38 protein-coding genes are annotated in these 26,377 nt (G+C 66.1%); all 38 read right to left on the bottom strand.

From position 1 onward, the window contains the following. Positions 1–25 precede the first annotated feature (25 nt). Positions 26–601 (bottom strand): 50S ribosomal protein L17, encoded by a 576-nt coding sequence (gene rplQ, locus AOP72_RS01810; RefSeq protein ID WP_062131559.1) that lies wholly within the window; start codon positions 599–601, stop codon positions 26–28. Positions 602–619: 18 nt separating this feature from the next. Next, complete coding sequence (locus AOP72_RS01805; RefSeq protein WP_062131556.1) at positions 620–1,609, bottom strand: DNA-directed RNA polymerase subunit alpha; 990 nt, start codon at positions 1,607–1,609, stop codon at positions 620–622. A 157-nt stretch (positions 1,610–1,766) separates the two neighbouring features. Further along, positions 1,767–2,156: a 30S ribosomal protein S11 gene (gene rpsK, locus AOP72_RS01800; RefSeq protein WP_061963598.1), complete on the bottom strand. Its 390-nt coding sequence runs from the start codon at positions 2,154–2,156 to the stop codon at positions 1,767–1,769. 3 nt (positions 2,157–2,159) lie between these two features. Beyond that, complete coding sequence (rpsM, locus tag AOP72_RS01795; protein WP_062131553.1) at positions 2,160–2,528, bottom strand: 30S ribosomal protein S13; 369 nt, start codon at positions 2,526–2,528, stop codon at positions 2,160–2,162. Between the two features lie 125 nt (positions 2,529–2,653). Next, positions 2,654–2,767, bottom strand: coding sequence for a 50S ribosomal protein L36 (gene rpmJ / locus AOP72_RS01790; protein ID WP_026917227.1), 114 nt, complete (start codon positions 2,765–2,767; stop codon positions 2,654–2,656). Positions 2,768–2,820: 53 nt separating this feature from the next. After that, positions 2,821–3,042 carry a translation initiation factor IF-1 gene (gene infA, locus AOP72_RS01785; protein WP_061963594.1) on the bottom strand — a complete coding sequence of 74 codons (222 nt, stop codon included), beginning with the start codon at positions 3,040–3,042 and terminating at the stop codon, positions 2,821–2,823. 127 nt (positions 3,043–3,169) lie between these two features. Further along, positions 3,170–3,478, bottom strand: coding sequence for a hypothetical protein (locus AOP72_RS01780; RefSeq protein WP_062131550.1), 309 nt, complete (start codon positions 3,476–3,478; stop codon positions 3,170–3,172). A gap of 148 nt (positions 3,479–3,626) precedes the next feature. Then, on the bottom strand, positions 3,627–4,301 hold the full coding sequence (locus AOP72_RS01775) for a hypothetical protein (RefSeq protein ID WP_062131547.1): 675 nt from the start codon (positions 4,299–4,301) through the stop codon (positions 3,627–3,629). Between the two features lie 129 nt (positions 4,302–4,430). Continuing rightward, the gene (locus AOP72_RS01770) at positions 4,431–5,018 is read right to left on the bottom strand and encodes a hypothetical protein (RefSeq protein ID WP_062131544.1); all 588 of its coding nucleotides are present in this window, start codon (positions 5,016–5,018) and stop codon (positions 4,431–4,433) included. A gap of 140 nt (positions 5,019–5,158) precedes the next feature. Beyond that, positions 5,159–5,971, bottom strand: a complete 813-nt coding sequence (gene map / locus AOP72_RS01765; protein ID WP_274519721.1) for a type I methionyl aminopeptidase — start codon at positions 5,969–5,971, stop codon at positions 5,159–5,161. A 3-nt stretch (positions 5,972–5,974) separates the two neighbouring features. Next, the gene (locus tag AOP72_RS01760; protein ID WP_062131540.1) at positions 5,975–6,541 is read right to left on the bottom strand and encodes an adenylate kinase; all 567 of its coding nucleotides are present in this window, start codon (positions 6,539–6,541) and stop codon (positions 5,975–5,977) included. Then, positions 6,541–7,839: a preprotein translocase subunit SecY gene (secY, locus tag AOP72_RS01755; RefSeq protein ID WP_062131537.1), complete on the bottom strand. Its 1,299-nt coding sequence runs from the start codon at positions 7,837–7,839 to the stop codon at positions 6,541–6,543. Before secY ends, AOP72_RS01760 begins: the two co-directional genes overlap by 1 nt. A gap of 99 nt (positions 7,840–7,938) precedes the next feature. Next, entirely contained in the window at positions 7,939–8,730 is a 792-nt protein-coding gene (gene rplO / locus AOP72_RS13160; RefSeq protein WP_084631827.1) for a 50S ribosomal protein L15, read from the bottom strand. Further along, on the bottom strand, positions 8,730–8,912 hold the full coding sequence (gene rpmD / locus AOP72_RS01745) for a 50S ribosomal protein L30 (protein ID WP_062131534.1): 183 nt from the start codon (positions 8,910–8,912) through the stop codon (positions 8,730–8,732). The genes rplO and rpmD overlap by 1 nt, the downstream gene beginning before the upstream one ends. Continuing rightward, complete coding sequence (gene rpsE / locus AOP72_RS01740) at positions 8,912–9,472, bottom strand: 30S ribosomal protein S5 (RefSeq protein ID WP_062131531.1); 561 nt, start codon at positions 9,470–9,472, stop codon at positions 8,912–8,914. Before rpsE ends, rpmD begins: the two co-directional genes overlap by 1 nt. Before the next feature lie 25 nt (positions 9,473–9,497). After that, positions 9,498–9,869, bottom strand: a complete 372-nt coding sequence (gene rplR / locus AOP72_RS01735; RefSeq protein WP_062131528.1) for a 50S ribosomal protein L18 — start codon at positions 9,867–9,869, stop codon at positions 9,498–9,500. Positions 9,870–9,872: 3 nt separating this feature from the next. Then, positions 9,873–10,409, bottom strand: a complete 537-nt coding sequence (gene rplF / locus AOP72_RS01730; protein WP_062131525.1) for a 50S ribosomal protein L6 — start codon at positions 10,407–10,409, stop codon at positions 9,873–9,875. Positions 10,410–10,424: 15 nt separating this feature from the next. Further along, positions 10,425–10,823 carry a 30S ribosomal protein S8 gene (rpsH, locus tag AOP72_RS01725; protein WP_062131522.1) on the bottom strand — a complete coding sequence of 133 codons (399 nt, stop codon included), beginning with the start codon at positions 10,821–10,823 and terminating at the stop codon, positions 10,425–10,427. 60 nt (positions 10,824–10,883) lie between these two features. Beyond that, positions 10,884–11,069, bottom strand: coding sequence for a type Z 30S ribosomal protein S14 (locus AOP72_RS01720; RefSeq protein WP_062069937.1), 186 nt, complete (start codon positions 11,067–11,069; stop codon positions 10,884–10,886). Between the two features lie 3 nt (positions 11,070–11,072). After that, on the bottom strand, positions 11,073–11,633 hold the full coding sequence (gene rplE / locus AOP72_RS01715) for a 50S ribosomal protein L5 (RefSeq protein WP_062131519.1): 561 nt from the start codon (positions 11,631–11,633) through the stop codon (positions 11,073–11,075). Continuing rightward, positions 11,630–11,971, bottom strand: a complete 342-nt coding sequence (gene rplX / locus AOP72_RS01710; RefSeq protein WP_062131515.1) for a 50S ribosomal protein L24 — start codon at positions 11,969–11,971, stop codon at positions 11,630–11,632. Before rplX ends, rplE begins: the two co-directional genes overlap by 4 nt. Continuing rightward, positions 11,971–12,342, bottom strand: a complete 372-nt coding sequence (gene rplN, locus AOP72_RS01705) for a 50S ribosomal protein L14 (RefSeq protein WP_062131512.1) — start codon at positions 12,340–12,342, stop codon at positions 11,971–11,973. Before rplN ends, rplX begins: the two co-directional genes overlap by 1 nt. Before the next feature lie 61 nt (positions 12,343–12,403). After that, complete coding sequence (rpsQ, locus tag AOP72_RS01700; protein WP_062131509.1) at positions 12,404–12,691, bottom strand: 30S ribosomal protein S17; 288 nt, start codon at positions 12,689–12,691, stop codon at positions 12,404–12,406. 12 nt (positions 12,692–12,703) lie between these two features. Continuing rightward, complete coding sequence (gene rpmC / locus AOP72_RS01695) at positions 12,704–12,946, bottom strand: 50S ribosomal protein L29 (protein ID WP_062131504.1); 243 nt, start codon at positions 12,944–12,946, stop codon at positions 12,704–12,706. Further along, on the bottom strand, positions 12,946–13,365 hold the full coding sequence (rplP, locus tag AOP72_RS01690) for a 50S ribosomal protein L16 (RefSeq protein ID WP_062131501.1): 420 nt from the start codon (positions 13,363–13,365) through the stop codon (positions 12,946–12,948). The genes rpmC and rplP overlap by 1 nt, the downstream gene beginning before the upstream one ends. 3 nt (positions 13,366–13,368) lie before the next feature. Continuing rightward, positions 13,369–14,178: a 30S ribosomal protein S3 gene (rpsC, locus tag AOP72_RS01685; RefSeq protein ID WP_062131499.1), complete on the bottom strand. Its 810-nt coding sequence runs from the start codon at positions 14,176–14,178 to the stop codon at positions 13,369–13,371. After that, entirely contained in the window at positions 14,178–14,552 is a 375-nt protein-coding gene (gene rplV, locus AOP72_RS01680) for a 50S ribosomal protein L22 (RefSeq protein ID WP_062131497.1), read from the bottom strand. The genes rpsC and rplV overlap by 1 nt, the downstream gene beginning before the upstream one ends. A 33-nt stretch (positions 14,553–14,585) precedes the next feature. Beyond that, positions 14,586–14,864 carry a 30S ribosomal protein S19 gene (gene rpsS, locus AOP72_RS01675; protein ID WP_062131494.1) on the bottom strand — a complete coding sequence of 93 codons (279 nt, stop codon included), beginning with the start codon at positions 14,862–14,864 and terminating at the stop codon, positions 14,586–14,588. Between the two features lie 12 nt (positions 14,865–14,876). Beyond that, a complete protein-coding gene (gene rplB / locus AOP72_RS01670) occupies positions 14,877–15,716 on the bottom strand; it encodes a 50S ribosomal protein L2 (RefSeq protein ID WP_062131491.1) in 840 nt (279 codons plus the stop codon). A 19-nt stretch (positions 15,717–15,735) separates the two neighbouring features. Then, complete coding sequence (gene rplW / locus AOP72_RS01665) at positions 15,736–16,041, bottom strand: 50S ribosomal protein L23 (RefSeq protein ID WP_062131487.1); 306 nt, start codon at positions 16,039–16,041, stop codon at positions 15,736–15,738. 11 nt (positions 16,042–16,052) lie between these two features. Continuing rightward, complete coding sequence (gene rplD / locus AOP72_RS01660; RefSeq protein WP_062136664.1) at positions 16,053–16,730, bottom strand: 50S ribosomal protein L4; 678 nt, start codon at positions 16,728–16,730, stop codon at positions 16,053–16,055. A 4-nt stretch (positions 16,731–16,734) separates the two neighbouring features. Next, positions 16,735–17,397 carry a 50S ribosomal protein L3 gene (gene rplC / locus AOP72_RS01655; protein ID WP_062131485.1) on the bottom strand — a complete coding sequence of 221 codons (663 nt, stop codon included), beginning with the start codon at positions 17,395–17,397 and terminating at the stop codon, positions 16,735–16,737. Positions 17,398–17,420: 23 nt separating this feature from the next. Next, positions 17,421–17,729, bottom strand: a complete 309-nt coding sequence (rpsJ, locus tag AOP72_RS01650; protein WP_042213186.1) for a 30S ribosomal protein S10 — start codon at positions 17,727–17,729, stop codon at positions 17,421–17,423. A 256-nt stretch (positions 17,730–17,985) separates the two neighbouring features. Beyond that, positions 17,986–19,176: an elongation factor Tu gene (tuf, locus tag AOP72_RS01645; protein WP_062131482.1), complete on the bottom strand. Its 1,191-nt coding sequence runs from the start codon at positions 19,174–19,176 to the stop codon at positions 17,986–17,988. 125 nt (positions 19,177–19,301) lie between these two features. Then, the gene (gene fusA, locus AOP72_RS01640) at positions 19,302–21,416 is read right to left on the bottom strand and encodes an elongation factor G (protein ID WP_062131479.1); all 2,115 of its coding nucleotides are present in this window, start codon (positions 21,414–21,416) and stop codon (positions 19,302–19,304) included. Between the two features lie 44 nt (positions 21,417–21,460). Beyond that, positions 21,461–21,931 carry a 30S ribosomal protein S7 gene (gene rpsG, locus AOP72_RS01635; RefSeq protein WP_062131476.1) on the bottom strand — a complete coding sequence of 157 codons (471 nt, stop codon included), beginning with the start codon at positions 21,929–21,931 and terminating at the stop codon, positions 21,461–21,463. Beyond that, positions 21,931–22,305, bottom strand: a complete 375-nt coding sequence (gene rpsL / locus AOP72_RS01630) for a 30S ribosomal protein S12 (RefSeq protein WP_062131472.1) — start codon at positions 22,303–22,305, stop codon at positions 21,931–21,933. The genes rpsG and rpsL overlap by 1 nt, the downstream gene beginning before the upstream one ends. Positions 22,306–22,499: 194 nt before the next feature. Continuing rightward, positions 22,500–26,375, bottom strand: a complete 3,876-nt coding sequence (locus AOP72_RS01625; RefSeq protein WP_062131469.1) for a DNA-directed RNA polymerase subunit beta' — start codon at positions 26,373–26,375, stop codon at positions 22,500–22,502. Between the last annotated feature and the right edge of the window lie 2 nt (positions 26,376–26,377).

Raw genomic sequence — 26,377 nt, 5'->3', positions numbered from 1 at the left:
GGCTCTCGCCCACGCCTCGGCGGTGCTACTTGTCGTCGGCCTTGGTGGCCGAAGCCTCGTCAGCGCCCTCGACGGGAGTCTCGGCGTGCTCTGCCTCGACCTCCTCGGGCTTGACCTCGGGCTCGGACGCCGGGGCGTCCGTCGATGCGGCGTCGGCCTTGGCAGCCTTGCCGGTCTTCGCCTGAGGAGCAGCCTTCTTGGTCGCCTTCTCGGCCTCGTTCTTCACGGCCTTCTTGGCAGGTGCACCGAACTCGACGAGCTCGATGACTGCCATAGGCGCGTTGTCACCCTTGCGGGTGCCGACCTTCGTGATGCGGGTGTAACCACCGTCGCGCTCGGCGAAGCCGGGGCCGATCTCGGTGAAGAGCGTGTGAACCACGCCCTTGTCCGAGAGCAGCCCGAGCACCTTGCGACGCGAGGCGAGGTCGCCACGCTTCGCGAAGGTGACGAGGCGCTCGGCGTACGGGCGCAGGCGCTTGGCCTTGGTGACGGTGGTCGTGATGCGGCCGTGCTCGAAGAGGCTCTGCGCCAGGTTCGCCAGGATGTGGCGCTCGTGGGCAGGACCGCCGCCGAGGCGCGCTCCCTTAGTGGGGGTAGGCATGATGCGTGGTTCTCCTTGTTACTCTTCGCTGCCCGAGAAGTACACGCCCGCTGAGGAGCCGTCGTACTCGGTGCCGCCGTCCTTGAGGGAGAAGCCCAGCTCGGCGAGCTTCTCCTTGACCTCGGTGATCGACTTCTGCCCGAAGTTGCGGATGTCCATCAGGTCCGCTTCCGAGCGGGCGGTGAGCTCACCCACGGTGTGAATGCCCTCGCGCTTGAGGCAGTTGTAGGACCGCTGCGTGAGGTTCAGCTCCTCGATGGGCTGGTTGTAGTCCTCTTCGAGCGACTCGTCGGTGTCCGACGGGCCGATCTCGATGCCCTCGGCGGCCTCGTTGAGGCCCTTCGCGAGCGAGAACAGCTCGACCAGGGTCGAGCCTGCCGACGCGAGCGCGTCACGAGCAGAGATCGACGACTTGGTCTCGACGTCGATGATCAGCTCGTCGAAGTCCGTGCGCTGAGCGACACGGGTGGCCTCGACCTTGTAGGTGACCTTGAGCACCGGCGAGTAGATCGAGTCGACCGGGATCTGGCCGATCTCTGCGTCGTAGCTCTTGTTCATCGACGAGGGAACGTAGCCGCGGCCGCGCTCCACCGTGAGCTCGACCTCGAACTTCGCCTTCGAGTTCAGCGTCGCGATGTGCAGATCCGGGTTGTGGACCTCCACGCCTGCCGGCGGAGCGATGTCCGCGGCAGTCACGGCGCCTGCACCCGACTTGCGCAGGTACATCACCACGGGCTCGTCGTGCTCGGAGGAGACGACCAGGTTCTTGAGGTTCAGCATGATCTCGGTCACGTCCTCCTTCACGCCCTCGATGGTCGTGAATTCGTGAAGAACGCCCTCGAAGCGCACCGACGTGATGGCCGCGCCCGGGATCGACGACAGCAGGGTGCGGCGGAGCGAGTTGCCGAGCGTGTAGCCGAAGCCAGGCTCGAGCGGCTTGAGGGAGAACTGCGAACGGTTGTCCGAGATGACCTTCTCGGTCAGGGTGGGACGCTGTGCAATGAGCACTGTTCATTTCCTTTCCGAGCACCCGCTATTTGATGCTCGCAAGATCCGGCGGAGTTCGGTCCCGCCGGGGTCACGGTTCTTCAGTTGACCGTCCTGCCCCCGGCGCCAAAGCGAGCGCCGGGGAGGACGTAGGGCGTCAGGATGACGCCAACGTTCGCTAGTTGCGGCGACGCTTGGGCGGGCGGCAGCCGTTGTGCGCCTGAGGCGTCACGTCCTTGATGGACGTCACCTCGAGGCCGGCTGCGGTGAGCGAACGAATCGCGGTGTCGCGACCCGAGCCCGGTCCCTTGACGAACACGTCGACCTTGCTCATGCCGGCGTCCTGCGCACGGCGCGCGGCTGCCTCGGCGGCCATCTGCGCGGCGTAGGGAGTCGACTTGCGAGAGCCCTTGAAGCCCACCTGACCGGACGACGACCACGACACCACGGCACCCGAGGGGTCCGTGATCGAGATGATCGTGTTGTTGAAGGTGGACTTGATGTGCGCCTGGCCGTGCGCGACGGTCTTCTTGATCTTCTTGCGCGGCTTGCGGGTAGGTGCTGCCATGGCTTACTTCTTCTTTCCGGCGACGGTCTTCTTGGGGCCCTTGCGCGTGCGGGCATTGGTCTTCGTGCGCTGACCACGGACGGGCATGCCACGACGGTGGCGCAGTCCCTGGTAATTGCCGATTTCGACCTTGCGGCGGATGTCGCCCTGCACCTCGCGGCGCAGGTCGCCCTCCACCTGGAAGTTGGCCTCGATGAAGTCGCGGATCGCGACCAGCTCGGTGTCCGACGCGTCCTTGACGCGCAGGTCCGCGCTGATGCCGGTGGCGGCGAGAATCTGGGCCGCACGAGTGCGACCGATTCCGTAGATATAGGTGAGCGCGATCTCCATGCGCTTGTCGCGCGGGAGATCGACACCAACGATGCGTGCCATATGTCTGTTGCTACTCCTCAGTAGTCGGAGGTCTGACGCTCAGGCTTCCCGCGGGTGATGGTGCGGGCCACGGCCTCCGAGCCGTGGGCTACCTTTCGGTTGCCTGAACGTGTCTTGCGGGTTGTCTAACCCTGACGCTGCTTGTGGCGCAGGTTCTCGCAGATGACCATGACTCGGCCGTTACGGCGGATGACCTTGCACTTCTCGCAGATCGGCTTGACGCTGGGCTTAACCTTCATTTTTCTTTCCTTCGCCGTCGGCGCTGATGACGCAGGTGCGCGCCGGCGACGACTTACTTGTAGCGGTAGACGATACGGCCGCGGGACAGGTCGTAGGGGCTCAACTCGACGACTACGCGGTCCTCGGGGAGGATCCGGATGTAGTGCTGTCGCATCTTGCCTGAGATGTGGGCGAGGACGAGATGACCATTGGTCAGCTCCACTCGGAAGGAGGCATTGGGAAGTGCCTCCACGACCGAGCCCTCGACCTCGATGACGCCGTCTTTCTTGGCCATGGACTCCACTCACATTGGTTGACGGTTATCCGGGCGCGCGAAAACGCCCGACGCACCACTATACGGGAGTTCTGAGCGCTTCTCAACCGCGCCGGCGGGGCCGCCATGGCCACGCGCGCGGGGGCGCTCAGCGGAAGCTGTTGCGAAGCCGCTGGACCGCAGCTCCGGAGATCTGCGGGTTGCGGTGGTCCGCGAGGTTGCGGATCACCGACGACGGTGTCTTGGGGTTGCCGATCAGAGCCTCGAGAACCTCGACCGAATGATCGTGCCCGAGCGAGATGAGCGCAGCGACCGGGCAGTCGCCGCGCGTCGCGACGGCGGCTCGCACCGTCGGCTCACGGTGAACGGCGAGGCGCAGCAGATCGGGGCCGGTGACCTCGGGATCGAGCGCCTTGACGACGTCCTCTGAGGGTCCGCGCGTAGACGAGATGCTCACACCCGCTCCTTCTCCGTCGCCATCGCCGGGCCCAGCCCGGCGAGCCCTACCGCTACGGAGGGCTGTGGACATTTTAGGGCGCAGCCACGGCAACCGCATCGTCATGTGAAGAACACGACAAAGTGGACCCATATGGGCCCGCCCGCCGCTAGCGGCCAGCGGGAGGCGGAGGAGTCGCGAGCCCGTCCGTTCCCCGCTCGGGGGTTGGGGGCTGGGGCGGCGGTGGTGACGGCACGACCGGCTTCGGCGCGTAGAACGCCGGTGCGTGGTGGCGTCCGAGCCCTGCGGGGGCGGTCGGGAGGGGCGGGGCGGGTCCGTCGCGCAGCTCGAGCGGAAGGTCACCGGTGGAGACGTCTCCTGTCATTGGGGCAGCCTCGGGCTCAGCCAAGGCGCGCAGCGCCACACGGCGCACCTCCTGGCGGCGGTGCCCGCACAGCTTCAGGAGGGTGTCTCGCGTGGTCGCCGGGTTGCGCGCGACCGCCTTCAGGACCCCGGGATCACGATCGCGCGCCAGGTTGTCCAGGATGGCAGCCCTCGCCCGGCCGTTCGAGGCCGCCGCCGCCCTCACCGCAGGCCGCGCATCGTGTGCCAGCGAGGCCAGGACCCCGAGCGGGCAGTCCTCGCGTCGCGCCAGCGCCTCCCGCACCGCAGGGTCACGATGGTGAGCCAGCTCGAGGAATCGCGGTCCGGCGAGGTCGGCGCCGGAGGCCTCATGCCAGGCGGCCGAGCCTTCGCGGGTCGTGGCATCCCGGACACCGCCGATGCCAGAGGCGGCCATGAGAGCGCGCGACCACGAACCGTCGTCGTGTGAACCGTGGCTCATCGTCCGCCCCCATGCCGATCACTCCAGTTCGGACCGACGCTACGGCGTCACGGTGGCCATCACCTGTCCGCCCGCTTGCGGTCGGGTGAAGAGTGAGGCGGTCGTGCATGAACAGTGCCGTGGCTGGCGCTACTGGGACGGTGGACGGAACCCCCGGACGGGAGCGGTGCGCGTGGCTGGCGGGCCTCCGACTCCCGGCCTCACGGGCAGACCCGTCGCGATGTCGACCACGTCTCCCGATCCGAACCCCACCGCGCGGTCCTGCAGCTCGGGGGCGCTCGACGCGTATCGGGTGCCTGGTCCCGGGGCCGCGTCCTGCGCGCCGCGCGCTTCTGCGTCGTCGATGCGTTGCACCGCGGCGAGACGCACCTCGGACTTCCGGTGGAAGGCGAGCCGCTCCACCACCTCGACCGGTGTGGAGGGATTCGCGAGGAGAGCCTCGAGAACGGACACGTGCTTGTCCCCCGCCAGATGGTCCAGGACCGTGCCGGGTGCGGTCGGGTTCGCTGCGAGCGCAGTGCGTACGTCGGTCGATCGGTCGTGCGCAAAGGACACCATCTGGCCGAGCGCCAGGTCACGCCTGGCGGCGAGGACCTCGCGGACCACGGCGTTGCGGCTGAGCGAGAGCGCCGCGATCTGCTCGCGCGGCAGCCCGGGAGTGCCAGCGAGCTCGACCTCTTCGGAGGCTCCCGGTGCGTAGTTGAATCCACGTGCCACGTCAGCGTCCTTCACCCATGACGGGCCGGTACGGCCCATCCTGGTCACCACCGTAGGCAGGCGATGTTGCCCCTGCACGGCCCGCGAGTAAACCTTGCGTTTCGCGGGGTGGCGTGCGTCACATCCGGGTCGGGGAGGGTTCAGTTGAGCGGGGCCGGCTCGATGCCGAACGGCGCGAGACCGGCACGCCCGCCATCGCTGGCCGTGAGCACCCAGATCCCGTCGTCGTGCACGGCGATCGAGTGCTCCCAGTGCGCGCCCCGGGAACCGTCGGCGGAGACGACGGTCCAATCGTCCTCCAGCACTGTCGAATCCGGCGTCCCCTGGACGAGCATCGGCTCGATCGCCACGCACAGGCCGGGTCTCACCCGTGCGGCCCTCCCGCGAGTGCGGTAGTTCATCACGTCGGGAGCCTGGTGCATCGCGGTGCCGATGCCGTGCCCCACGTAGCCGAGCAGCGGATGCAGACCGGCGTCGACCGTGACGTCCTCGATCGCGGCAGCGACCTCATCGAGCCGTGACGCCGTCGCCAGCGCCGCGATGCCCGCCCACAGCGACCGGCGCGCGTGCTCCACGAGATGGACGTCCGCGTCGGATCGGGGATCGCCGACGATCACGGTGAGCGCCGAGTCGCCGTGCCATCCGTCGACGATCGCTCCGCAATCGACCGAGACCACGTCGCCGTCCATGATCACTCGGTCGCCCGGGATCCCGTGAACGACCTCGTCGTTGACGGAGACGCAGGCGGTGGCCGGGAACCCGTGGTACCCGAGGAAGTTCGAGGTGGCGCCCGCATCGGCGATGACCGCCGCGGCGGCGCGCTCGATGTCGAGGGTCGTCACTCCTGGCGATGCAGCTGATCGCGCGGCCGCCAGGGCCTGTTCAACGATCACGCCCGCCTGAGCCATGACCCGCATCTGATCGCGAGTCTTGTACTCGATTCGGTCGCGCACGCGTCAGCGGTCGGTGACGGCCGCGAGGATCGCCTCGGTCACCGCGTCGATCTCGCGCATGCCGTCGACCTGCACCAGCAGGCCGCGACCGTCGTAGTACGCCGCGACCGGAGCGGTCTGCTTCGCGTACACCTCGAGGCGCTTGCGGATCACGGGCTCGGTGTCATCCGAGCGCCCTTCGATCTCCGCGCGCTTGAGCAGCCGATCAGTGACCGCGTCGCGGTCCACGGTGATCTCGATGGCGACGTCCAGCTTCACCTCGAGCTCGGACAGCATGGTGTCGAGCTCGACGGCCTGATCCGGGTTGCGGGGGTACCCGTCGAGCAGGAACCCGTCCGCGACGTCATCCTGCGCGAGTCGATCGCGCACCATGGCATTGGTGACCTCATCGGGGACGAGAGCGCCCGCCGACATGTATTCCTGAGCGCGCCGGCCCAGCTCGGTGTTGCCCTGCACGTTGGTGCGGAAGATGTCGCCCGTCGAGATCGCGGGGACGCCCCATCGCTCGGCGAGGCGGGTGGCCTGGGTGCCCTTGCCCGCTCCTGGCGGGCCGAGGAGGACAGTGCGCATTACTTGAGGAACCCTTCATAGTGGCGCTGCTCCAGCTGGGACTGGATGCGCTTGACGGTGTCGAGACCCACGCCCACGAGGATCAGGATCGACGCGCCGCCGAATGGGATCGACGTGCTCAGTCCCAGGAACACGAAGGTGATCGTGGGCACCAGTGCGACCGCCGCCAGGTAGAGCGAGCCGGCGGCCGTGATCCGGGAGAGCACGTACGAGAGGAAGTCCGCCGTGGGCTGTCCCGGACGGATGCCCGGGATGAACCCGCCGTACTTCTTCATGTTGTCCGCAACGTCGTTCGGGTTGAACGTGATCGCGGTGTAGAAGTAGGCGAAGAAGATGATCAGCACGATGTACAGCGCGATGTTCAGCGGCGCTGCCGGATCGGCGACGTTGTCCCGCAGCCAGATGATGACGTCGTTGGGGTCGTTGCCCGCGAACTGGCTGATCACCTGCGGCAGCATCAGCAGCGACGACGCGAAGATCACGGGAATGATGCCCGCCATGTTGATCTTGATCGGGATGTACGTCGAGGAGCCGCCGAGCATGCGGCGTCCCACCATGCGCTTGGCGTACTGCACAGGGATGCGGCGCTGCGACTGCTCGACGAAGACCACGGCCGCGATCACGACCATGACCACGATTCCCACGATGATCGAGTTCTGCAGACCGTTCGACGAGTTCCAGATGGCGGAGCCGACACCCGGGAACGAGGCGGCGATCGAGGTGAAGATCAGCAGCGACATGCCGTTGCCGACTCCGCGCTCGGTGATGCGCTCTCCGAGCCACATGATCAGCACGGTGCCCGTGGTCATCGTGAGGACCATGATGGCGATCGTGTACCAGGAGTCGTCCGGGATGATCGGCACGGCGCAGCCGGGGAAGAAGATGTCGTTGCGCGCCATCGTGATGTACGAGGCGGACTGGAGCAGTGCGAAGCCCACGGTGATGTACCGCGTGTACTGGGTGAGCTTGGCCTGCCCCTCCTGGCCCTCCTTGTTGAGGGCCTCGAAGCGCGGAATCAGCACGCGCAGCAGCTGGACCATGATCGATGCCGTGATGTACGGCATGATGCCCAGCGCGAAGACGGAGAGTTGGAGAAGTGCACCGCCCGAGAACAGGTTCAGCACCTCGAAGGCGGAGTTGGTCGTCGTCTGACCGGCGCACTGTTGCACATTCGCGTAGTCGATGCCGGGGGTCGGAATCGCCACTCCGAGCCGGTAGATCGCGAGGATGCCCAGCGTGAAGAGCAGCTTCTTCCGCAGATCAGGCGTACGAAACGCGCTCAGGAAGCCACTCAGCATTGATGTTCCTCCACTTGTGTGCCGCCGAGTCGGCAGCAAACGGATACGGCGGCAGATAGTCGGAGCGGGCCGCACGTGAGGTGCGGCCCGCCCACGACTCTAGCCTTCGTTGACCGAACCGCCGGCCGCCTCGATCTTGGTCTTCGCGGACTGCGAAACCTTGTCCGCGTCCACGATCTCGACCTTGACGGAGATGTCGCCGTCGCCCAGCACCTTGACGAGCTGGTTCTTGCGGACGGCGCCCTTGTCGACGAGGTCGGCCTTGGTGACCTTCCCGCCCTTGGGGAACAGCTCCGCGATCTGCGACACGTTCACGACCTGGTACTCGGTGCGGAACGGGTTCTTGAAGCCAGGCAGCTTGGGGATGCGCATGTGGATCGGCGTCTGGCCGCCCTCGAAGCGCTCGGGCACCTGGTAGCGCGCGCCCGTTCCCTTGGTGCCTCGGCCGGCAGTCTTGCCCTTACGACCGCCCTCACCGCGACCCACGCGGATCTTGCGCTGGTGGGCGCCGTCCGCGGGACGCAGGTGGTGCATCTTCAGGGTGCTGACCTTCGGTCCAGTCTCCTGGTCCTCGGACGCGGCTGCCTTCGTGGCAGCGGGCTTCTTGGCAGCGGTCGTCGCGGACGACGACTTCGCGGCAGGAGCCTTCTTCGCGGCCGATGCGCTGGCGGAGCCGGCAGCAGCCGCCTCCGACTTCGCGGCCGTCTTCTTGGCGGCAGGCTTCTTCGCAGGAGCCTTGTCAGCATCGGCCTTCTTCGCCGGAGCCTTCTTGGCAGCCGGCTTCTTCGCAGCGGTCGTCTCGGACGACGCTGCAGCAGTTGCCTTCTTGGCTGCCGGCTTCTTCGCGGGCGTATCGGCCTTGTCGGCCGCGGCCTTCTTCTCGTCAGCCATCATTCCACCTCCTCGACGGTGACCAGGTGGTCGACCGCCTTGACCATCCCGCGAATCTCGGGACGGTCCTCCTTCACGACGATGTCGCCGATGCGCTTGAGGCCCAGCGAGCGAATGGTCTCGCGGTGCTGCGGCTTCGTGCCGATCGTCGACTTGATCTGCTGCACCTTCAGGCGGGCCATCACTTCACCCCCGCAGCCTGTGCGCGGAGCATGGCGGCCGGAGCCACGTCCTCCACGGACTTGCCGCGACGAGCGGCCACTGCCTCGGGCAGCTCGAGCGCCTTCAGCGCGGCCACCGTGGCGTGCACGATGTTGATCGCGTTGGAGGAGCCCAGCGACTTCGACAGGATGTCGTGAACGCCAGCGCACTCGAGCACGGCGCGCACGGGTCCACCCGCGATCACACCGGTACCGGGAGCTGCCGGACGGAGGAACACGACGCCGGCCGCGGCCTCACCCTGCACGACGTGCGGGATGGTGCCCTGGATGCGGGGAACGCGGAAGAAGTTGCGCTTCGCCTCCTCGACACCCTTGGAGATCGCAGCGGGGACCTCCTTGGCCTTGCCGTAGCCCACGCCCACGTTGCCCTCGCCATCGCCCACGACGACCAGCGCCGTGAAACCGAAGCGACGGCCGCCCTTGACGACCTTGGACACGCGGTTGATGGTCACCACGCGCTCGATGAACTTGTTGTCAGGCTCGTTGCCGCGGCGATTGTCGCGGCGGTTGTTGTCAGCCATACGAATTCCTTATCTGTGTCCCGGCCTACAGGGCCAGGCCACCCTCTCGAGCGCCCTGGGCGACCGCAGCCACGCGACCGTGGTACCTGTTGCCACCGCGGTCGAACACGACAGTGTCCACTCCGACAGCCTTCGCGCGCTCGGCTACGAGCTCGCCGATCTTGGTCGCTTTCGCGGTCTTGTCGCCGTCCATCGCGCGCAGGTCGGCCTCGAGGGTCGACGCGGATGCGAGCGTCTTGCCCACCGTGTCGTCCACGATCTGGGCGACCATGTGGCGGGAGGAACGGGTCACGACGAGACGCGGACGTGCGGTCGTGCCCGAGATCTTCTTGCGCAGGCGGAAGTGACGGCGCTTGCGCTGGACCGTCTTTCCCTTGCCTCTGATTGAGATAGCCATGGCTTACTTACCCGTCTTTCCTGCCTTGCGGCGCACCTGCTCGCCCGCGTACCGAACGCCCTTGCCCTTATAGGGCTCCGGCGGTCGAACCTTGCGGATGTTCGCAGCGATCTCGCCGACCTGCTGCTTGTCGATGCCCGCGACTGCGAACTTCGTCGGACCCTCGACGGAGAACGTGATGCCCTCCGGCGGTGCGATGACGACCGGGTGGGAGAAGCCGAGCGCGAACTCGAGGTCGGTGCCCTTGAGCGCGACGCGGTAACCCGTGCCGACGATCTCGAGCTTCTTCTCGTAACCGTTGGTGACGCCCTCGACCATGTTGGCGATGAGCGTACGCGTGAGCCCGTGGAGGGACTTGGCGATGCGCTCGTCATTCGGGCGCTTCACCTCAATACCCTCATCACCCTGCTGGACGGTGATGGGCTGGGCGACACTGTGGGACAGGGTGCCCTTGGGGCCCTTGACCGTGACGAGTGCGCCGTCGATGGTGACGTCCACTCCGGAAGGAACCGGAACGGGGTACTTGCCGATACGTGACATTGTCTCGCTCCTTCCTTACCAGACGAACGCGACGACCTCGCCGCCGACGCCCTTCTTTTCGGCCTCGCGGTCGGTCAGCAGACCCGAGGAGGTGGACAGAATAGCCACGCCCAGGCCGCCGAGAACCTTCGGCAGGTTGGTCGACTTCGCGTACACGCGCAGGCCGGGCTTGGATACACGACGCACACCGGCGAGCGAACGCTCGCGGTGGGGGCCGTACTTGAGGGTCAGGGTGAGGGTCTTGCCCACCTCGGCATCGGTCGTTTCCGAGCCGGAGATGTACCCCTCGGACTCCAGGATCGTGGCGATGTTCGCCTTGAGCTTGGAGTGCGGCATCGCCACGGTCTCGTGGTACGCCGAATTCGCATTGCGCAGACGCGTGAGCATGTCTGCGATGGGATCAGTCATCGTCATGAGTATCGAACTCTTCCTCGCCGTGGTTTCCCCCGTGGGGGGACCTGCGGCGTCGTGGATTTACCAGCTGCTCTTGGTGATGCCGGGAAGCTCACCTGCGTGAGCCATCTCCCGGAAGCACACGCGGCAGAGGCCGAACTTGCGGTACACCGAGTGCGGACGTCCGCACTTCTGGCACCGGGTGTAGGCGCGGACGGCAAACTTCTGCTTGCCGGCGGCCTTGTTCTTCAGCGCAGTCTTGGCCATGTCTTACTTCTCCTTGAAAGGGAAGCCCAGCTGCTTCAGCAGCGAGCGGCCCTCGTCGTCGGCAGACGCGGTCGTGACGATGGTGATGTCCATGCCCCGCACCCGGTCGATCCGGTCCTGGTCGATCTCGTGGAACATCGACTGCTCGTTCAGTCCGAACGTGTAGTTGCCGTTCCCGTCGAACTGCTGGGGGCTGAGGCCGCGGAAGTCACGGATGCGCGGGAGCGCAAGCGACAGCAGACGGTCGAGGAACTCCCACATGCGGTCGCCGCGCAGCGTCACGTGGGCGCCGATGGGCTGGCCCTCACGAAGCTTGAACTGCGCGATCGACTTGCGGGCCTTCGTGACCTGAGGCTTCTGCCCCGTGATGGCCGTCAGGTCCGCGATCGCGCCCTCCATGAGCTTGGAGTCCTTGGCCGCGTCCCCGACACCCATGTTCACGACGACCTTGGTGAGGCCGGCGACCTGGTTGACGTTCTCGTGGCCGAACTCCTCCTGGAGCTTGGCGATGATCTCGCTGCGGTACTTCTGCTTGAGCCGCGGCTGAGCCGTTGCGGTGCTCATTCGACGTCCTTACCCGAGCGCTTGGCGACGCGCACACGCTTGACGCGAGTGCGGCCGTCACGCTCGACCTCCTCCGTGCGGTAACCCACACGGGTGCCCTTCTTGGTCTCCGGGTCAACGAGCATGACGTTCGAGATGTGCAGCGACGCCTCGGTGGTCACGATGCCGCCGGACTGATTGTCCCGACGGGTTCCCGGCTTGATGTGCTTGGTGACACGCTGGACGCCCTCGACGATGATCCGATCGTTCTCGGTGTTCACCTCGAGCACGCGGCCCTGCTGGCCGCGGTCGCGCCCGGCGATGACGACCACGAGGTCGCCCTTCTTGATCTTCGCCATCAGATGACCTCCGGTGCGAGCGAGATGATCTTCATGAACTTCTTGTCGCGCAGCTCGCGGCCCACGGGCCCGAAGATGCGCGTGCCGCGGGGTTCCGCAGTCTCGCCCTTCAGGATCACGGCCGCGTTCTCGTCGAACTTGATGTACGAGCCGTCGACGCGTCGGCGCTCCTTGGCGGTGCGCACGACGACAGCCTTGACGACCTCGCCCTTCTTCACGTTGCCGCCGGGGATCGCGTCCTTGACAGTGGCGACAATAGTGTCGCCGATGCCGGCGTAGCGGCGCTTGGAGCCCCCGAGCACGCGGATGACAAGGATCTCCTTGGCGCCCGTGTTGTCGGCGACTCTGAGCCGCGACTCCTGCTGTATCATGTGTCTCTCCTGTCGTCTGGTTCTCGCCGGGCTTTGCCGGGCGAGCCTGGTCGAACGTTAGTTACTTGGCCTTCTCGACAATCTCGACCAGGCGCCACCGCTTGGAAGCGGACAGCGGCCGGGTCTCCATGACGACCACGAGGTCGCCGATGCCGGCGGTGTTGAGCTCGTCGTGCGCCTTGATCGTGCTGTTGCGGCGCAGAACCTTGCCGTAGAGGGGGTGCTTGACCCGGTCCTCCACCGACACGGTGATCGTCTTGTCCATCTTGTCGCTGACGACGTAGCCGCGGCGCGTCTTGCGATACGCGCGGTGCTCGGCCGTGGCCGTCGCGTTCTTGTTGGTCGACATAGTCGTCTTTCCTTACTCGGCCGACGCCGACGGCGCCGTCCGGATGCCGAGCTCACGCTCGCGCAGGATCGTATAGATGCGGGCGATGTCTCGCTTGACCGCCTTCAGGCGACCGTGGTTCTCGAGCTGGCCCGTGGCCGACTGGAAGCGCAGGTTGAACAGCTCTTCCTTGGCCTTCTTGAGCTCCTCGGCGAGGGTCTCGTTCTCCATGGCGTCCAGTTCGGTCGGCATGAGGGACTTGGTACCGATAGCCATCAGATGTCACCACCCTCACGGGTTACGAAGCGGGTCTTCATGGGCAGCTTGTGCTGGGCACGACGCAGGGCCTCGCGGGCGAGGTTCTCGTCGACGCCGGCAAGCTCGAACAGGACGCGTCCGGGCTTGACGTTGGCGACCCACCACTCGGGTGAACCCTTACCGGAGCCCATGCGGACCTCGGCAGGCTTCTTCGTCAGCGGACGGTCGGGGTAGATGTTGATCCACACCTTTCCACCACGCTTGATGTGACGGGTCATCGCGATACGAGCGGCCTCGATCTGGCGGTTCGTGACGTAGGCGGGCTCGAGAGCCTGAATGCCGTAGTCGCCGAACGAGACCTCGGTGCCGCCCTTGGCAGCGCCCGAGCGACCCGGGTGGTGCTGCTTGCGGTGCTTGACACGACGGGGAATCAGCATGTCTTAGCCTTCCTTCCCTGCATCAGCCTTGGGGGCCTCAGCAGCGGCAGGCGCGTCAGCCTTGGGGGCGTCGGCGGACTGACGGGGGGGACCGTCACGACGGGGTCCGCGTGCATCGCGGCCACGGCCGCGCTGCGGACGAGGAGCCTTCGCCTGCTCGGCGGCCCACTCCTTCTCCGTCATGTCGCCCTTGTAGATCCACACCTTCACGCCGATCTGACCGAACGTGGTGCGGGCCTCGAAGAAGCCGTAGTCGATGTTGGCGCGCAGCGTGTGCAGCGGCACCCGACCTTCGCGGTAGAACTCGGAACGCGACATCTCCGCGCCACCGAGGCGACCGGAGCACTGGACACGGATGCCCTTGGCCCCGGCGCGCAGCGAGGACTGGATGCCCTTGCGCATGGCACGGCGGAACGCGACTCGCGAGGTGAGCTGCTCGGCGATGCCCTGCGCGACCAGCTGAGCGTCCATCTCGGCGTTCTTGACCTCGAGGATGTTGAGCTGGACCTGCTTGCCCGTCAGCTTCTCGAGATTGCCGCGAAGCTTGTCTGCCTCCGCGCCGCGACGGCCGATCACGATGCCAGGGCGAGCGGTGTGGAGATCCACACGCACGCGCTCCCTGGTGCGCTCGATCTCGACCTTGGACACGCCCGCACGCTCAAGTCCCTTGGACATGAGCTTGCGGATCTTGACGTCCTCGTCCACGTAGTCGCGGTAGCGCTCGCCGACCTTGCTCGAGTCGGCGAACCAACGCGAACGGTGGTCGGTGGTGATTCCCAGGCGGTAGCCGTGCGGATTGATCTTCTGACCCATTACTTGGCCCCTTCCTTCACGGCACCCTCAGGGGTGGCCACGGTCACGGACATGTGGCTCGTGCGCTTGAGAATGCGGTTCGCACGCCCCTGGGCACGCGGGCGAATGCGCTTCATCGTCGGGCCCTCGTCGACCGTGATCGCGGTGATCACGAGCTCGGACTCGTCGAAACGCTCACCAGCAGCTTCAGCCTTGACGCGTGCGTTGGCCACGGCCGAGGCGACGAGCTTGCGCACGTCCTCGGCAACGGCCTGCGGCTGGAACTTGAGCGTGGAGATCGCCTCAACGGCGTTCTTGCCACGAACCAGGTCCACGACACGGCGAGCCTTCTGGGCGGTCACGCGAACGTATCGCGTCTGCGCCTTGGCTTCCATCTCTACTCCTCTTACCTACGCTCGGGCGCCGCGTTAGCGGCGGCCCTTGCGGTCGTCCTTCACGTGGCCCCTGAACGTGCGCGTGGGGGCGAACTCGCCGAGCTTGTGCCCGACCATCGCCTCAGTCACGAAGACGGGAACGTGCTTGCGCCCGTCGTGCACGGCAAAGGTGTGTCCCAGGAAATCCGGGGTGATCACGCTGCGGCGCGACCAGGTCTTGATGACGTTCTTCGTTCCCGCCTCGTTCTGGGCGTCCACCTTCTTCTGCAGGTGGTCGTCGACGAAGGGGCCCTTCTTCAGACTGCGTGGCATAAGTCAGGCTCCTTAACGCTTGTTCTTGCCAGTACGACGGCGGCGGACGATGAGCTTGTCGGACTCCTTGCCCGGGGTGCGCGTGCGCCCCTCGGGCTTGCCCCACGGCGAGACCGGGTGACGTCCACCGGAAGTCTTGCCCTCACCACCACCATGCGGGTGGTCGACCGGGTTCATGACGACACCGCGGACGGTCGGGCGCTTGCCCTTCCAGCGGTTGCGGCCTGCCTTGCCCCAGTTGATGTTGGACTGCTCGGCGTTGCCCACCTCGCCGACGGTCGCGCGGCAGCGCGCGTCGACGTTGCGGATCTCGCCGGAGGGCATGCGCAGCTGCGCGAAGCGGCCCTCCTTGGCAACCAGCTGCACCGAAGCGCCCGCGGAGCGAGCGATCTTGGCGCCGCCGCCCGGCTTCAGCTCGATCGCGTGAACGACCGTACCGACCGGGATGTTGCGCAGGGGCAGGTTGTTGCCAGGCTTGATGTCCGCATCGGCGCCGGCCTCGACGGCCGAACCCTGCGAGAGACGATCAGGCGCGATGATGTAGCGCTTCTCGCCGTCCGCGTAGTGCAGCAGCGCGATGCGTGCCGTGCGGTTGGGGTCGTACTCGATGTGAGCGACCGTCGCGGGCACGCCGTCCTTGTCGTGACGACGGAAGTCGATCACGCGGTAGGCGCGCTTGTGGCCACCGCCCTGGTGACGAGTGGTGATGCGACCGGTGTTGTTCCGGCCACCCTTCTTGTGCAGCGGACGCGTCAGCGACTTCTCCGGCTGCGAACGGGTGACCTCGGCGAAGTCGGCAACAGACGAGCCACGACGGCCCGGCGTTGTCGGCTTGTACTTACGAATAGCCATGTCGTTTCCTGTTCCTTGCCTAGCCCACGTGGCCGGAGAAGACGTCGAGTGCGTCGCCCTCGCCCACGGTGACAATCGCGCGCTTGACGTCCTTGCGCTTGCCCATGCCGAAGCGGGTGCGACGCGTCTTGCCCTTGCGGTTGATGGTGTTCACGGACACGACCTTCACGCCGAAGATCTGCTCGACCGCGATCTTGATCTCGGTCTTGTTGGCGCGAGGGTCGACCTCGAACGTGTACTTGCCGTGATCCATGAGCGAGTAGCTCTTCTCCGACACGATGGGTCGGATGAGGATGTCACGGGGGTTCTTGTTGAGAGTGGTCACGTGAGTTCTCCTTACGCCTCGGACTCGGTGGCGACAGCAGTCGCCGACTTGCCCTGGGCCGGACCCGCGAGGAATGCCTCGAGAGAGCCCGACGTGAAGACGAGGTCGTCGCTCACGAGCACGTCGTAGGTGTTGAGCTGATCCACGGCGAGCACGTGAATGCCGGCCGCGTTCCGCAGCGACTTCCACGACACCTCGTCGGCGCGCTCCAGCACGACGAGCGCGCTGCGGCCCGAGGTCGCGTGGGAGATCGCCGCGAGAGCGGTCTTGGTGGACGGGGCGTCCCCGGACACGAAGGCATCCAGCACGTGCACGCGGCCAGCGCGAGCACGGTCGGACAGGGCACCGCGAAGAGCGGCGGCCTTCATCTTCTTGGGGGTGCGCTGCGAGTAGTCACGCGGCTGCGGGCCGTGCACGATGCCACCACCAGCGAACTGGGGAGCGCGGATCGAGCCCTGACGGGCGCGGCCGGTGCCCTTCTGCTTGTAGGGCTTGCGGCCACCACCCGAGACTTCGCCTCGGGTCTTGGTGGAGTGCGTGCCCTGGCGTGCCGCGGCGCGCTGCGCGACGACGACCTGGTGGATCAGCGGGATGTTGGTGACGACGTTGAACACCTCGGCGGGCAGATCGGCGGTGCCGGTCTTCTTGCCTGCGGCGTCGGTGACGTCGACGGTCTGGGTCTCAGCCATGGGGTCACGCACCCTTCGCTGCGGAGCGGATCAGCACGACGCCGCCCTTGTTGCCGGGAACCGCGCCCTTGAGGAGCAGCAGTCCCTTCTCGGCGTCGATCGAGTGGACAGTCAGGTTCTGCACCGTCTTGCGGTCGTTGCCCATGCGGCCGGCCATCTTGATGCCGCGGAAGACGCGCGACGGCGTCGATGCGCCACCGATCGACCCGGCCTTGCGGTGGTTGCGGTGAGCACCGTGGGATGCGCCGACGCCGTGGAAGCCGTGACGCTTCATCACACCGGCGGTGCCCTTGCCCTTGGTGGTGCCGGTCACGTCGACCTTCTGGCCCGCTTCGAACACCTCAGCATTGAGCTCCTGGCCCAGCGAGAAGTCGGCGGCGTCCGCGGTGCGCACCTCGGCCACGTGGCGGCGCGGCGTGACGCCGGCAGCCTCGAAGTGGCCCTTGAGGGGCGCGGTGACGCGACGGGGGTCAACGGTACCGAACGCCAGCTGGACGGCTTCGTAGCCATCCCGCTCGACGTTGCGCACCTGGGTCACGACGTTGGTGTCGACCTGGACGACGGTCACGGGCACAACACGGCCCTCGTCATCCCACACCTGCGTCATGCCCAGCTTCGTACCAAGCAGCGCACGCGTGGTGCGCTGGGCATTGGAAGTCGTGGTCATGGTGCTTATGTCCTTAACGTTGCTTAGAGCTTGATCTCGATGTTGACGTCCGCAGGCAGGTCGAGTCGCATGAGCGAGTCGACGGCCTTCGGCGTCGGGTCCACGATGTCGATGAGGCGCTTGTGCGTGCGCATCTCGAAGTGCTCGCGGGAGTCCTTGTACTTGTGCGGCGAACGAATCACGCAGAACACGTTCTTCTCCGTCGGGAGCGGCACGGGGCCGACCACCGACGCGCCGGCGCGCGTGACCGTCTCGACGATCTTTCGGGCCGAGGAGTCGATGACCTCGTGGTCATAGCTCTTCAGCCGAATGCGGATCTTCTGTCCCGCCATCGCGTGGTTCTGCCTTTTCTCTCGTACGTCTGTGGTCTCTCACCCCCGACCCCCGCGCTCGGGCGTGTCGCATATCTGCGACGCACTGGCGCGCTTCTCGATCTCTCGAGTCGTCGTGGGTGAGTGTGCGGTCGCCCACAATGGGCAACCTGAATATTGTGCCAGATTTCGGGCCTCAGCGCCAACCGAGGGCCTGACACACCGATGCGGGGCCCGGCCGGTGAGCCGGACCCCGCACCGAAATGTGTGAAAAGAACTACTTGGTGATCTTGGTGACGGTGCCTGAACCGACGGTACGGCCACCCTCACGGATCGCGAAGCCCTGACCCTCTTCGAGGGCGATCGGCTGAATCAGCTCGACCGACATCTCAGTGGTGTCGCCGGGCATGACCATGTCGGTGCCCTCGGGCAGCGTGATCACGCCGGTCACATCCGTGGTGCGGATGTAGAACTGCGGGCGGTAGTTCGTGTAGAAGGGGTTGTGGCGTCCACCCTCATCCTTGTTGAGGATGTAGACCTTGCCCTCGAAGTTGGTGTGCGGCGTGGTGGTGCCAGGAGCAACCACGACCTGGCCGCGCTCGACGTCCTCACGCTTGGTGCCACGAAGCAGCAGGCCGCAGTTCTCGCCGGCCCAGGCCTCGTCCATCTGCTTGTGGAACATCTCGATACCCGTGACCGTGGTCTTCTGCGGGTCGCGGATGCCGAGGATCTCGACGTCCGAGTTGATCGCGAGCTTGCCGCGCTCCACCTTGCCGGTGACGACGGTGCCACGACCGGTGATCGTGAAGACGTCCTCGATCGGCATCAGGAAGGGCTTGTCCATGTCGCGGACGGGCTCGGGGACGTTCTCGTCCACGGCCTCCATCAGGTCCGCCACGGACTTCGCCCACTTCTCGTCACCCTCGAGCGCCTTGAGCGCCGAGACCTTGACCACGGGAGCGTTGTCGCCGTCGAAGCCCTGCGACGACAGCAGCTCGCGGACCTCCATCTCGACGAGGTCCAGGATCTCCTCGTCATCGACCATGTCCGACTTGTTGAGCGCCACGAGCAGGTAGGGAACGCCGACCTGCTTCGCGAGCAGCACGTGCTCACGGGTCTGAGCCATCGGGCCGTCGGTCGCCGCGACCACGAGGATCGCGCCGTCCATCTGCGCGGCACCGGTGATCATGTTCTTGATGTAGTCGGCGTGCCCAGGAGCGTCGACGTGCGCGTAGTGGCGCTTCTCGGTCTGGTACTCGATGTGCGCAATGTTGATCGTGATGCCGCGCTCACGCTCTTCGGGCGCCTTGTCGATGTCCTCGAAGGGCGTGAAGGGGTTGAGCTCGGGGTACTGGTCGTGCAGCACCTTCGAGATCGCTGCAGTCAGCGTCGTCTTGCCGTGGTCGACGTGACCGATGGTTCCGATGTTGACGTGCGGCTTGTTCCGCTCGAACTTGGCCTTAGCCATGAGGGGTTCCTCCTGATTTTTTGAGACTTAAGGTAAAGATGCTAGTCCGTGAGGCCCGGTGAGGGCCATTCGGGGTGTCATCCCTACTGGTCGCTATTGTTGCTGATGTTTTACAACCGGTGGGACTACTCGCCCCGGGTCTTCGCGATGATCTCCTCGGCGACTGCCTTGGGGACCTCCGCGTAGCTGTCGAACGACATCGAATACACCGCTCGGCCCGACGTCTTGGAACGCAGGTCGCCGACGTAGCCGAACATCTCGGACAGCGGCACGAGCGCGTCGATGACCTTGACGCCAGCGGCATCGGACATCTGACGGATCTGACCGCGGCGCGAGTTGACGTCGCCGATGACCTCGCCCATGTACTCCTCGGGCGTGCGGACCTCGACGGCCATCATCGGCTCGAGCAGAACGGGCTTCGCCAGCTTCGAGGCCTCCTTGAAGGCCATCGAACCGGCAATCTTGAACGCCATCTCCGAAGAGTCGACATCGTGGTACTGACCGTCGAGCAGCGTCGCACGCACACCCACGACCGGGTAGCCGGCCTGGATGCCGAGCTCCATGGCGGCCTGCATACCGGCGTCGACCGACGGGATGTACTCCCGCGGGATGCGTCCACCGGTGACGGCGTTCTTGAACTCGTACTGGACCTCGGAGTCGGCCTCGAGGGGCTCGAGCGAGATCTGCACCTTCGCGAACTGGCCGGAACCGCCGGTCTGCTTCTTGTGGGTGTAGTCGTACTTCGCGACCGTCTTGCGGATGGTCTCGCGGTACGCCACCTGAGGCTTGCCCACATTGGCGTCGACCTTGAACTCGCGCCGCATGCGGTCCACGAGGATGTCGAGGTGAAGCTCTCCCATGCCGCCGATGACGGTCTGGCCGGTCTCGTCGTCCAGGCGCACGCGGAAGGTGGGGTCCTCCTCCGCGAGCTTCTGGATCGCAAGCGACAGCTTCTCCTGGTCGCCCTTGGTCTTGGGCTCGATCGCCACGTCGATCACGGGCTCCGGGAAGGTCATCGACTCAAGCACGACCTGGTGCTCCGGGTTGCACAGCGTGTCGCCCGTCGTCGTGTCCTTGAGCCCGATCACCGCGTAGATGTGGCCGGCGTGAATGGACTCGACAGGGTTCTCCTTGTTGGCGTGCATCTGGAACAGCTTTCCGATGCGCTCCTTCTTGCCCTTGGTCGAGTTGATGATCTGAGCGCCGTTCTCGAGGTGACCCGAGTAGACGCGGACGTAGGTCAGGCGACCGAAGAACGGGTGCGAGACCACCTTGAACGCGAGAGCGGAGAACGGCTCGTTCGCGTCAGCGTGGCGCTCGACGATGACCTCGGGGTCCTTGACGTCGTGGCCCTGGATGGCGGGCACGTCGAGCGGGCCCGGCAGGTAGTCGATGACCGCGTCGAGCATCGGCTGCACGCCGCGGTTCTTGAACGCGGAGCCGCACAGCACGGGGTAGATCTCGGAGGCGACCGTCATCTTGCGGATCGCGGCCTTGATCTCTGCGACCGTGATCTCCTCGCCGCCGAGGTACTTCTCGAAGAGAACCTCGTCCGACTCCGCCACGCTCTCGAGCAGCGCTGCGCGGTACTCGTCGGCCTTGTCCTTGAGGTCCGCCGGAATCTCGGTGGTCTCGTAGGTGGCGCCCATCGTGACGTCGCCCTTCGAGTCGCCGGGCCACACCTTGGCGTTCATCTCGACCAGGTCGACGATGCCCACGAAGTCGTTCTCAGCCCCGATGGGCAGCTGGATGACCAACGGCTTGGCACCGAGTCGCTTGACGATGGTCTCGACGGTGAAGTAGAAGTCCGCGCCGAGCTTGTCCATCTTGTTGACGAAGCAGATGCGGGGGACGTCGTACTTGTCGGCCTGGCGCCACACAGTCTCGGACTGGGGCTCCACGCCTTCCTTGCCGTCGAACACGGCGACCGCGCCGTCGAGGACGCGCAGCGAGCGCTCGACCTCGACAGTGAAGTCCACGTGGCCAGGGGTGTCGATGATGTTGATCTGGTTGTCGGCCCAGAAGCACGTGACCGCGGCGGACGTGATGGTGATGCCGCGCTCCTGCTCCTGCTCCATCCAGTCGGTCGTCGAGGCGCCGTCGTGGGTCTCGCCGATCTTGTAATTGACACCCGTGTAGAACAGGATGCGCTCGGTCGTAGTGGTCTTGCCGGCATCGATGTGAGCCATGATGCCGATGTTGCGGACCTTCGTCAGGTCCGTGAGCACGTCCTGTGCCACGTGGTTCTCCTAGAGTCTTGGGATCCCGTCGAACGAGGCGACGACTACCAGCGGTAGTGCGCGAACGCCTTGTTCGACTCGGCCATCTTGTGCATGTCCTCGCGACGCTTCACCGCGGCGCCGAGGCCGTTCGATGCGTCGAGGATCTCGTTCATGAGGCGCTCCGTCATGGTCTTCTCGCGACGTGCGCGCGAGAAGTCCACCAGCCAGCGGAGGGCGAGCGTGGTCGATCGCACCGGACGCACGTCGACAGGCACCTGATAGGTGGCACCACCGACGCGGCGGCTGCGGACCTCGAGTGCCGGGCGGATGTTCTCGAGGGCGCGCTTGAGCACGACCACGGGGTCCTGGCCAGACTTCTCGCCGACACCCGCGAGAGCGCCGTAGACGATAGCCTCGGCGGTCGACTTCTTGCCGTCGAGCAGCACCTTGTTGATGAGCTGGGTGACGACGATCGCGCCGTGCACCGGGTCATTGATGACGGGCCGCTTGGGGGCCGGTCCCTTGCGAGGCATTACTTCTTCTCCCTCTTCGCGCCGTAACGGCTGCGAGCCTGCTGGCGGCCCTTCACGCCCTGCGTGTCGAGCGAACCGCGAACGATCTTGTAGCGAACACCGGGAAGGTCCTTCACACGGCCACCACGCACGAGCACGATGGAGTGCTCCTGCAGGTTGTGGCCCTCACCCGGGATGTAGGCCGTGACCTCGATGCCCGTGGACAGGCGCACGCGGGCGACCTTGCGAAGAGCCGAGTTCGGCTTCTTGGGCGTCGTGGTGTAAACACGGGTGCACACGCCGCGCCGCTGGGGGCTCGACTTGAGCGCCGGCGTCTTGGTCTTGCTGGCCTTGGGGTGCCGGCCTTTCCTGACCAGCTGCTGAATCGTAGGCACTACATCTCCGTTTGATCGTGTGTTGCTGAAACCTGCGGGGGTCCGACCCCCGCGCCCGGGCGTGTCGCACCTATGGTGAAAAACGCCCGACAGGGCGCGCGTGGGGGCCCGACGTCGCGGGCACGAGTATCTACGATACCCGTGACCCGCGACGTCGTCAAAGCGGGGCAGGCGCGCCCCGCGGCCGACGGGTGCTACTCGCGAGGAAAGTCGAACTCCTCGAGGCGTACTGCCTCTCCGGTTCCCTCGCTGAAGTACTGGCCGTCCCACTCTTCGTAGCCGAAGGTCGGGAACAGATTGGCCTTCGCCTCCTCGGTGGGCTCGACCGTTGCGGTGGCGTAGTTCTGAAGTCCGGTGCCCGCGGGGATGAGCTTTCCGAGGATGACGTTCTCCTTGAGCCCGACCAGGGGGTCGGACTTGCCGGACATCGCCGCCTCCGTGAGCACACGGGTGGTCTCCTGGAAGGAGGCCGCGGACAGCCACGACTCGGTCGCGAGCGACGCCTTGGTGATTCCCATGAGCTCGGGCCGAGCCGATGCCGGCTTGCCTCCGCTGGTCACGGTCTCACGGTTGGCCCTCTCGAACCGCGCACGCTCGACGAGCTCGCCCGGCAGCAGCGGAGCCTCGCCAGCCTCGAGCACCGTCACGCGGCGGAGCATCTGCCGCACGATGACCTCGATGTGCTTGTCGTGGATCTCGACACCCTGCGAGCGGTACACGTTCTGGACCTCGTCCACCAGGTGCTTCTGGGTGGCGCGGGGGCCGAGGATGCGCAGCACGTTCTTGGGATCCACGGCGCCGGCCACGAGCTGCTGGCCGACCTCGACGTGCTCGCCGTCCTGCACCAGCAGGCGCGAACGCTTGGACACCGGGTACTCGAACGGCTCGTCGCCATTGTCCGGGGTGACGATCAGGCGGCGCGTGGCCTCCGAGTCGTCGACCTTCAGACGACCGGGGACCTCAGAGATCGGGGCCTCACCCTTGGGGGTGCGAGCCTCGAAGAGCTCCTGCACACGCGGCAGACCCTGCGTGATGTCATCCGCAGACGCCACACCACCGGTGTGGAAGGTGCGCATGGTCAGCTGGGTGCCAGGCTCGCCGATCGACTGGGCGGCGACGATGCCGACCGCCTCGCCGATGTCCACGAGCTCACGAGTGGCAAGCGAACGGCCGTAGCACTTCGCGCACGTGCCGACGGCGGACTCACACGTCAGGACCGAACGGACCTTGACGTCCTCGACGCCTTCCGCGATGAGCGCATCGATCAGCACGTCGCCGATGTCGGCTCCGGCCTTCCCGATGACGTTGCCCTTCGCGTCGGCGACGTCGGTCGCGAGCGTGCGGGCGAAGACCGAGGTCTCCACGCGCTCGTGCTTGACGACCTCGCCGCCAGCAGTGCGCTCGACGATCGGCATGGACAGTCCGCGCTCAGTGCCGCAGTCGCCCTCACGAACGATGACGTCCTGCGACACGTCCACGAGGCGCCGGGTCAGGTAGCCCGAGTCCGCGGTGCGCAGAGCCGTGTCAGCGAGGCCCTTGCGAGCACCGTGCGTGGCGATGAAGTACTCGAGGACGGACAGTCCCTCGCGGTAGTTCGACTTGATCGGACGCGGGATGATCTCACCCTTGGGGTTCGCCACCAGTCCGCGCATACCGGCGATCTGACGGACCTGCATCCAGTTACCACGAGCACCCGAGTCCACCATGGTGTGCACGGTGTTGTACTGCGGGAACGACTCGCGCATGGCGCGGTCGACCTCGTTGGTCGCCTGGGTCCAGATCTCGATGAGCTCCTGACGGCGCTCGTCGTCCGTGATCAGACCGGTCTCGTACTGCACCTGCACCTTGACGGCCTGAGCCTCGTAGCGGTCCAGAATCTCCTGCTTGTTCTTCGGAGTCGCCACATCGCCGATGCCGATGGTCACGCCAGAGCGCGTGGCCCAGTGGAATCCGGCCGACTTGAGCGCGTCCAGCGACGCAGCGACCTCCACCTTCTCGTAACGCTCGGCGAGCTCGTTGACGATGCCGCCGAGGACCTTCTTGTCAACGTTGCGGTTGACGTACGGGAAGGAGATCGGCAGCAGCTCGTTGAACAGTGCGCGACCGAGGGTCGTGGTGAGCGTGAACGGCACACCCGCGACGCGGTCGGACGGCAGCTCGTGGCCGGCCGGCGGCACGGTGTCGGCGTCGACGCGCAGCGAGATCTCTGCGCCGAGCGCAATCTCCCCCGCGTCGAACGACATGCGAGCCTCTGACGTCGAGGAGAACGCGAGGCCCTCGCCCTTCGACCCCGGCTTGTGGAGCGTCATGTGGTACAGACCGATGATCATGTCCTGGGACGGCATGGTCACCGGACGGCCGTCCGACGGCTTCAGGATGTTGTTGCTCGACAGCATCAGCACGCGAGCCTCCGCCTGCGCCTCGGCGCTCAGCGGGAGGTGCACGGCCATCTGGTCGCCGTCGAAGTCAGCGTTGAACGCACCGCAGACGAGCGGGTGCAGGTGGATGGCCTTGCCCTCCACCAGCTGAGGCTCGAACGCCTGGATGCCCAGGCGGTGCAGCGTCGGTGCGCGGTTCAGCAGCACCGGGTGCTCCGTGATGACCTCTTCGAGCACGTCCCAGACCTCGGAACGGCTGCGCTCGACCATGCGCTTCGCAGACTTGATGTTCTGCGCGTGGTTGAGCTCGACGAGACGCTTCATGACGAACGGCTTGAACAGCTCGAGCGCCATCTGCTTGGGAAGACCGCACTGGTGCAGCTTGAGCTGCGGGCCGACCACGATGACCGAACGGCCCGAGTAGTCGACGCGCTTGCCGAGCAGGTTCTGACGGAACCGGCCCTGCTTGCCCTTCAGCATGTCGGAGATCGACTTCAGCGGCCGGTTGCCCGGTCCGGTGACCGGACGGCCACGACGGCCGTTGTCGAACAGCGCGTCCACTGCCTCCTGGAGCATGCGCTTCTCGTTGTTCACGATGATCTCGGGCGCACCGAGATCCAGCAGACGCTTGAGTCGGTTGTTGCGGTTGATGACGCGGCGGTACAGGTCGTTGAGGTCGGAGGTCGCGAAGCGGCCGCCGTCCAGCTGCACCATCGGTCGCAGGTCCGGCGGAATGACCGGGACGGCGGTGAGCACCATGCCCGAGGGCGAGTTGGTGGTCGTGAGGAACGCGTTGACGACCTTGAGGCGCTTGAGCGCCCGAGTCTTGCGCTGGCCCTTGCCGTTGGCGATGATGTCGCGCAGGTGGAGCGCCTCGGCGTCGAGGTCGAAGGTCTCGAGGCGCTTCTTGATCGCCTCGGCACCCATCGAACCCTTGAAGTACACGCCGTAGCGGCGCGACAGCTCGCGGTAGAGCAGCTCATCGCCCTCGAGGTCCTGGACCTTGAGGCTGACGAAGCGGTCGAACACCGCGTCGAGACGCTCGATCTCGGCATCCGCGCGCTTGCGCAGGTTCGCCATCTCGCGCTCCGCGCCGTCCTTCACCTTGCGCTTGGCGTCAGCCTTCGCGCCCTCGGCCTCGAGTTCGCCGAGGTCCTTCTCCAGCTTCTCGGCGCGGTTGTTGATGTCCACGTCGCGCTGGTTGGCGATCTGCTTCTTCTCCGCCTCGATCTCGTTGCGCAGCTTCGGCAGGTCCTCGTGACGACCGTCCTCGTCCACCTCGGTCACCATGTAGGCGGCGAAGTAGATGACCTTCTCGAGGTCCTTCGGGGCGAGGTCGAGCAGGTAGCCAAGACGCGACGGGACGCCCTTGAAGTACCAGATGTGGGTGACGGGAGCGGCGAGCTCGATGTGGCCCATCCGCTCACGGCGGACGCGAGATCGGGTGACCTCGACGCCGCAGCGCTCGCAGACGATGCCGCGGTAGCGCACGCGCTTGTACTTGCCGCAGCCGCACTCCCAGTCACGGGTCGGGCCGAAGATCTTCTCGCAGAAGAGTCCGTCCTTCTCCGGCTTCAGGGTGCGGTAGTTGATGGTCTCGGGCTTCTTGACCTCGCCATGGGACCACGTGCGGATGTCCTCCGCCGTGGCCAGACCGATGCGAAGGTCGCTGAACTCATTGACGTCTAGCACAG

Origin of the sequence: Demequina aestuarii, assembly GCF_000975095.1 — a bacterium.
Lineage (GTDB): Bacteria > Actinomycetota > Actinomycetes > Actinomycetales > Demequinaceae > Demequina > Demequina aestuarii.
Note: the sequence above shows the minus strand (reverse complement) of the source record. Positions and strands in the feature narration are given on the sequence as shown.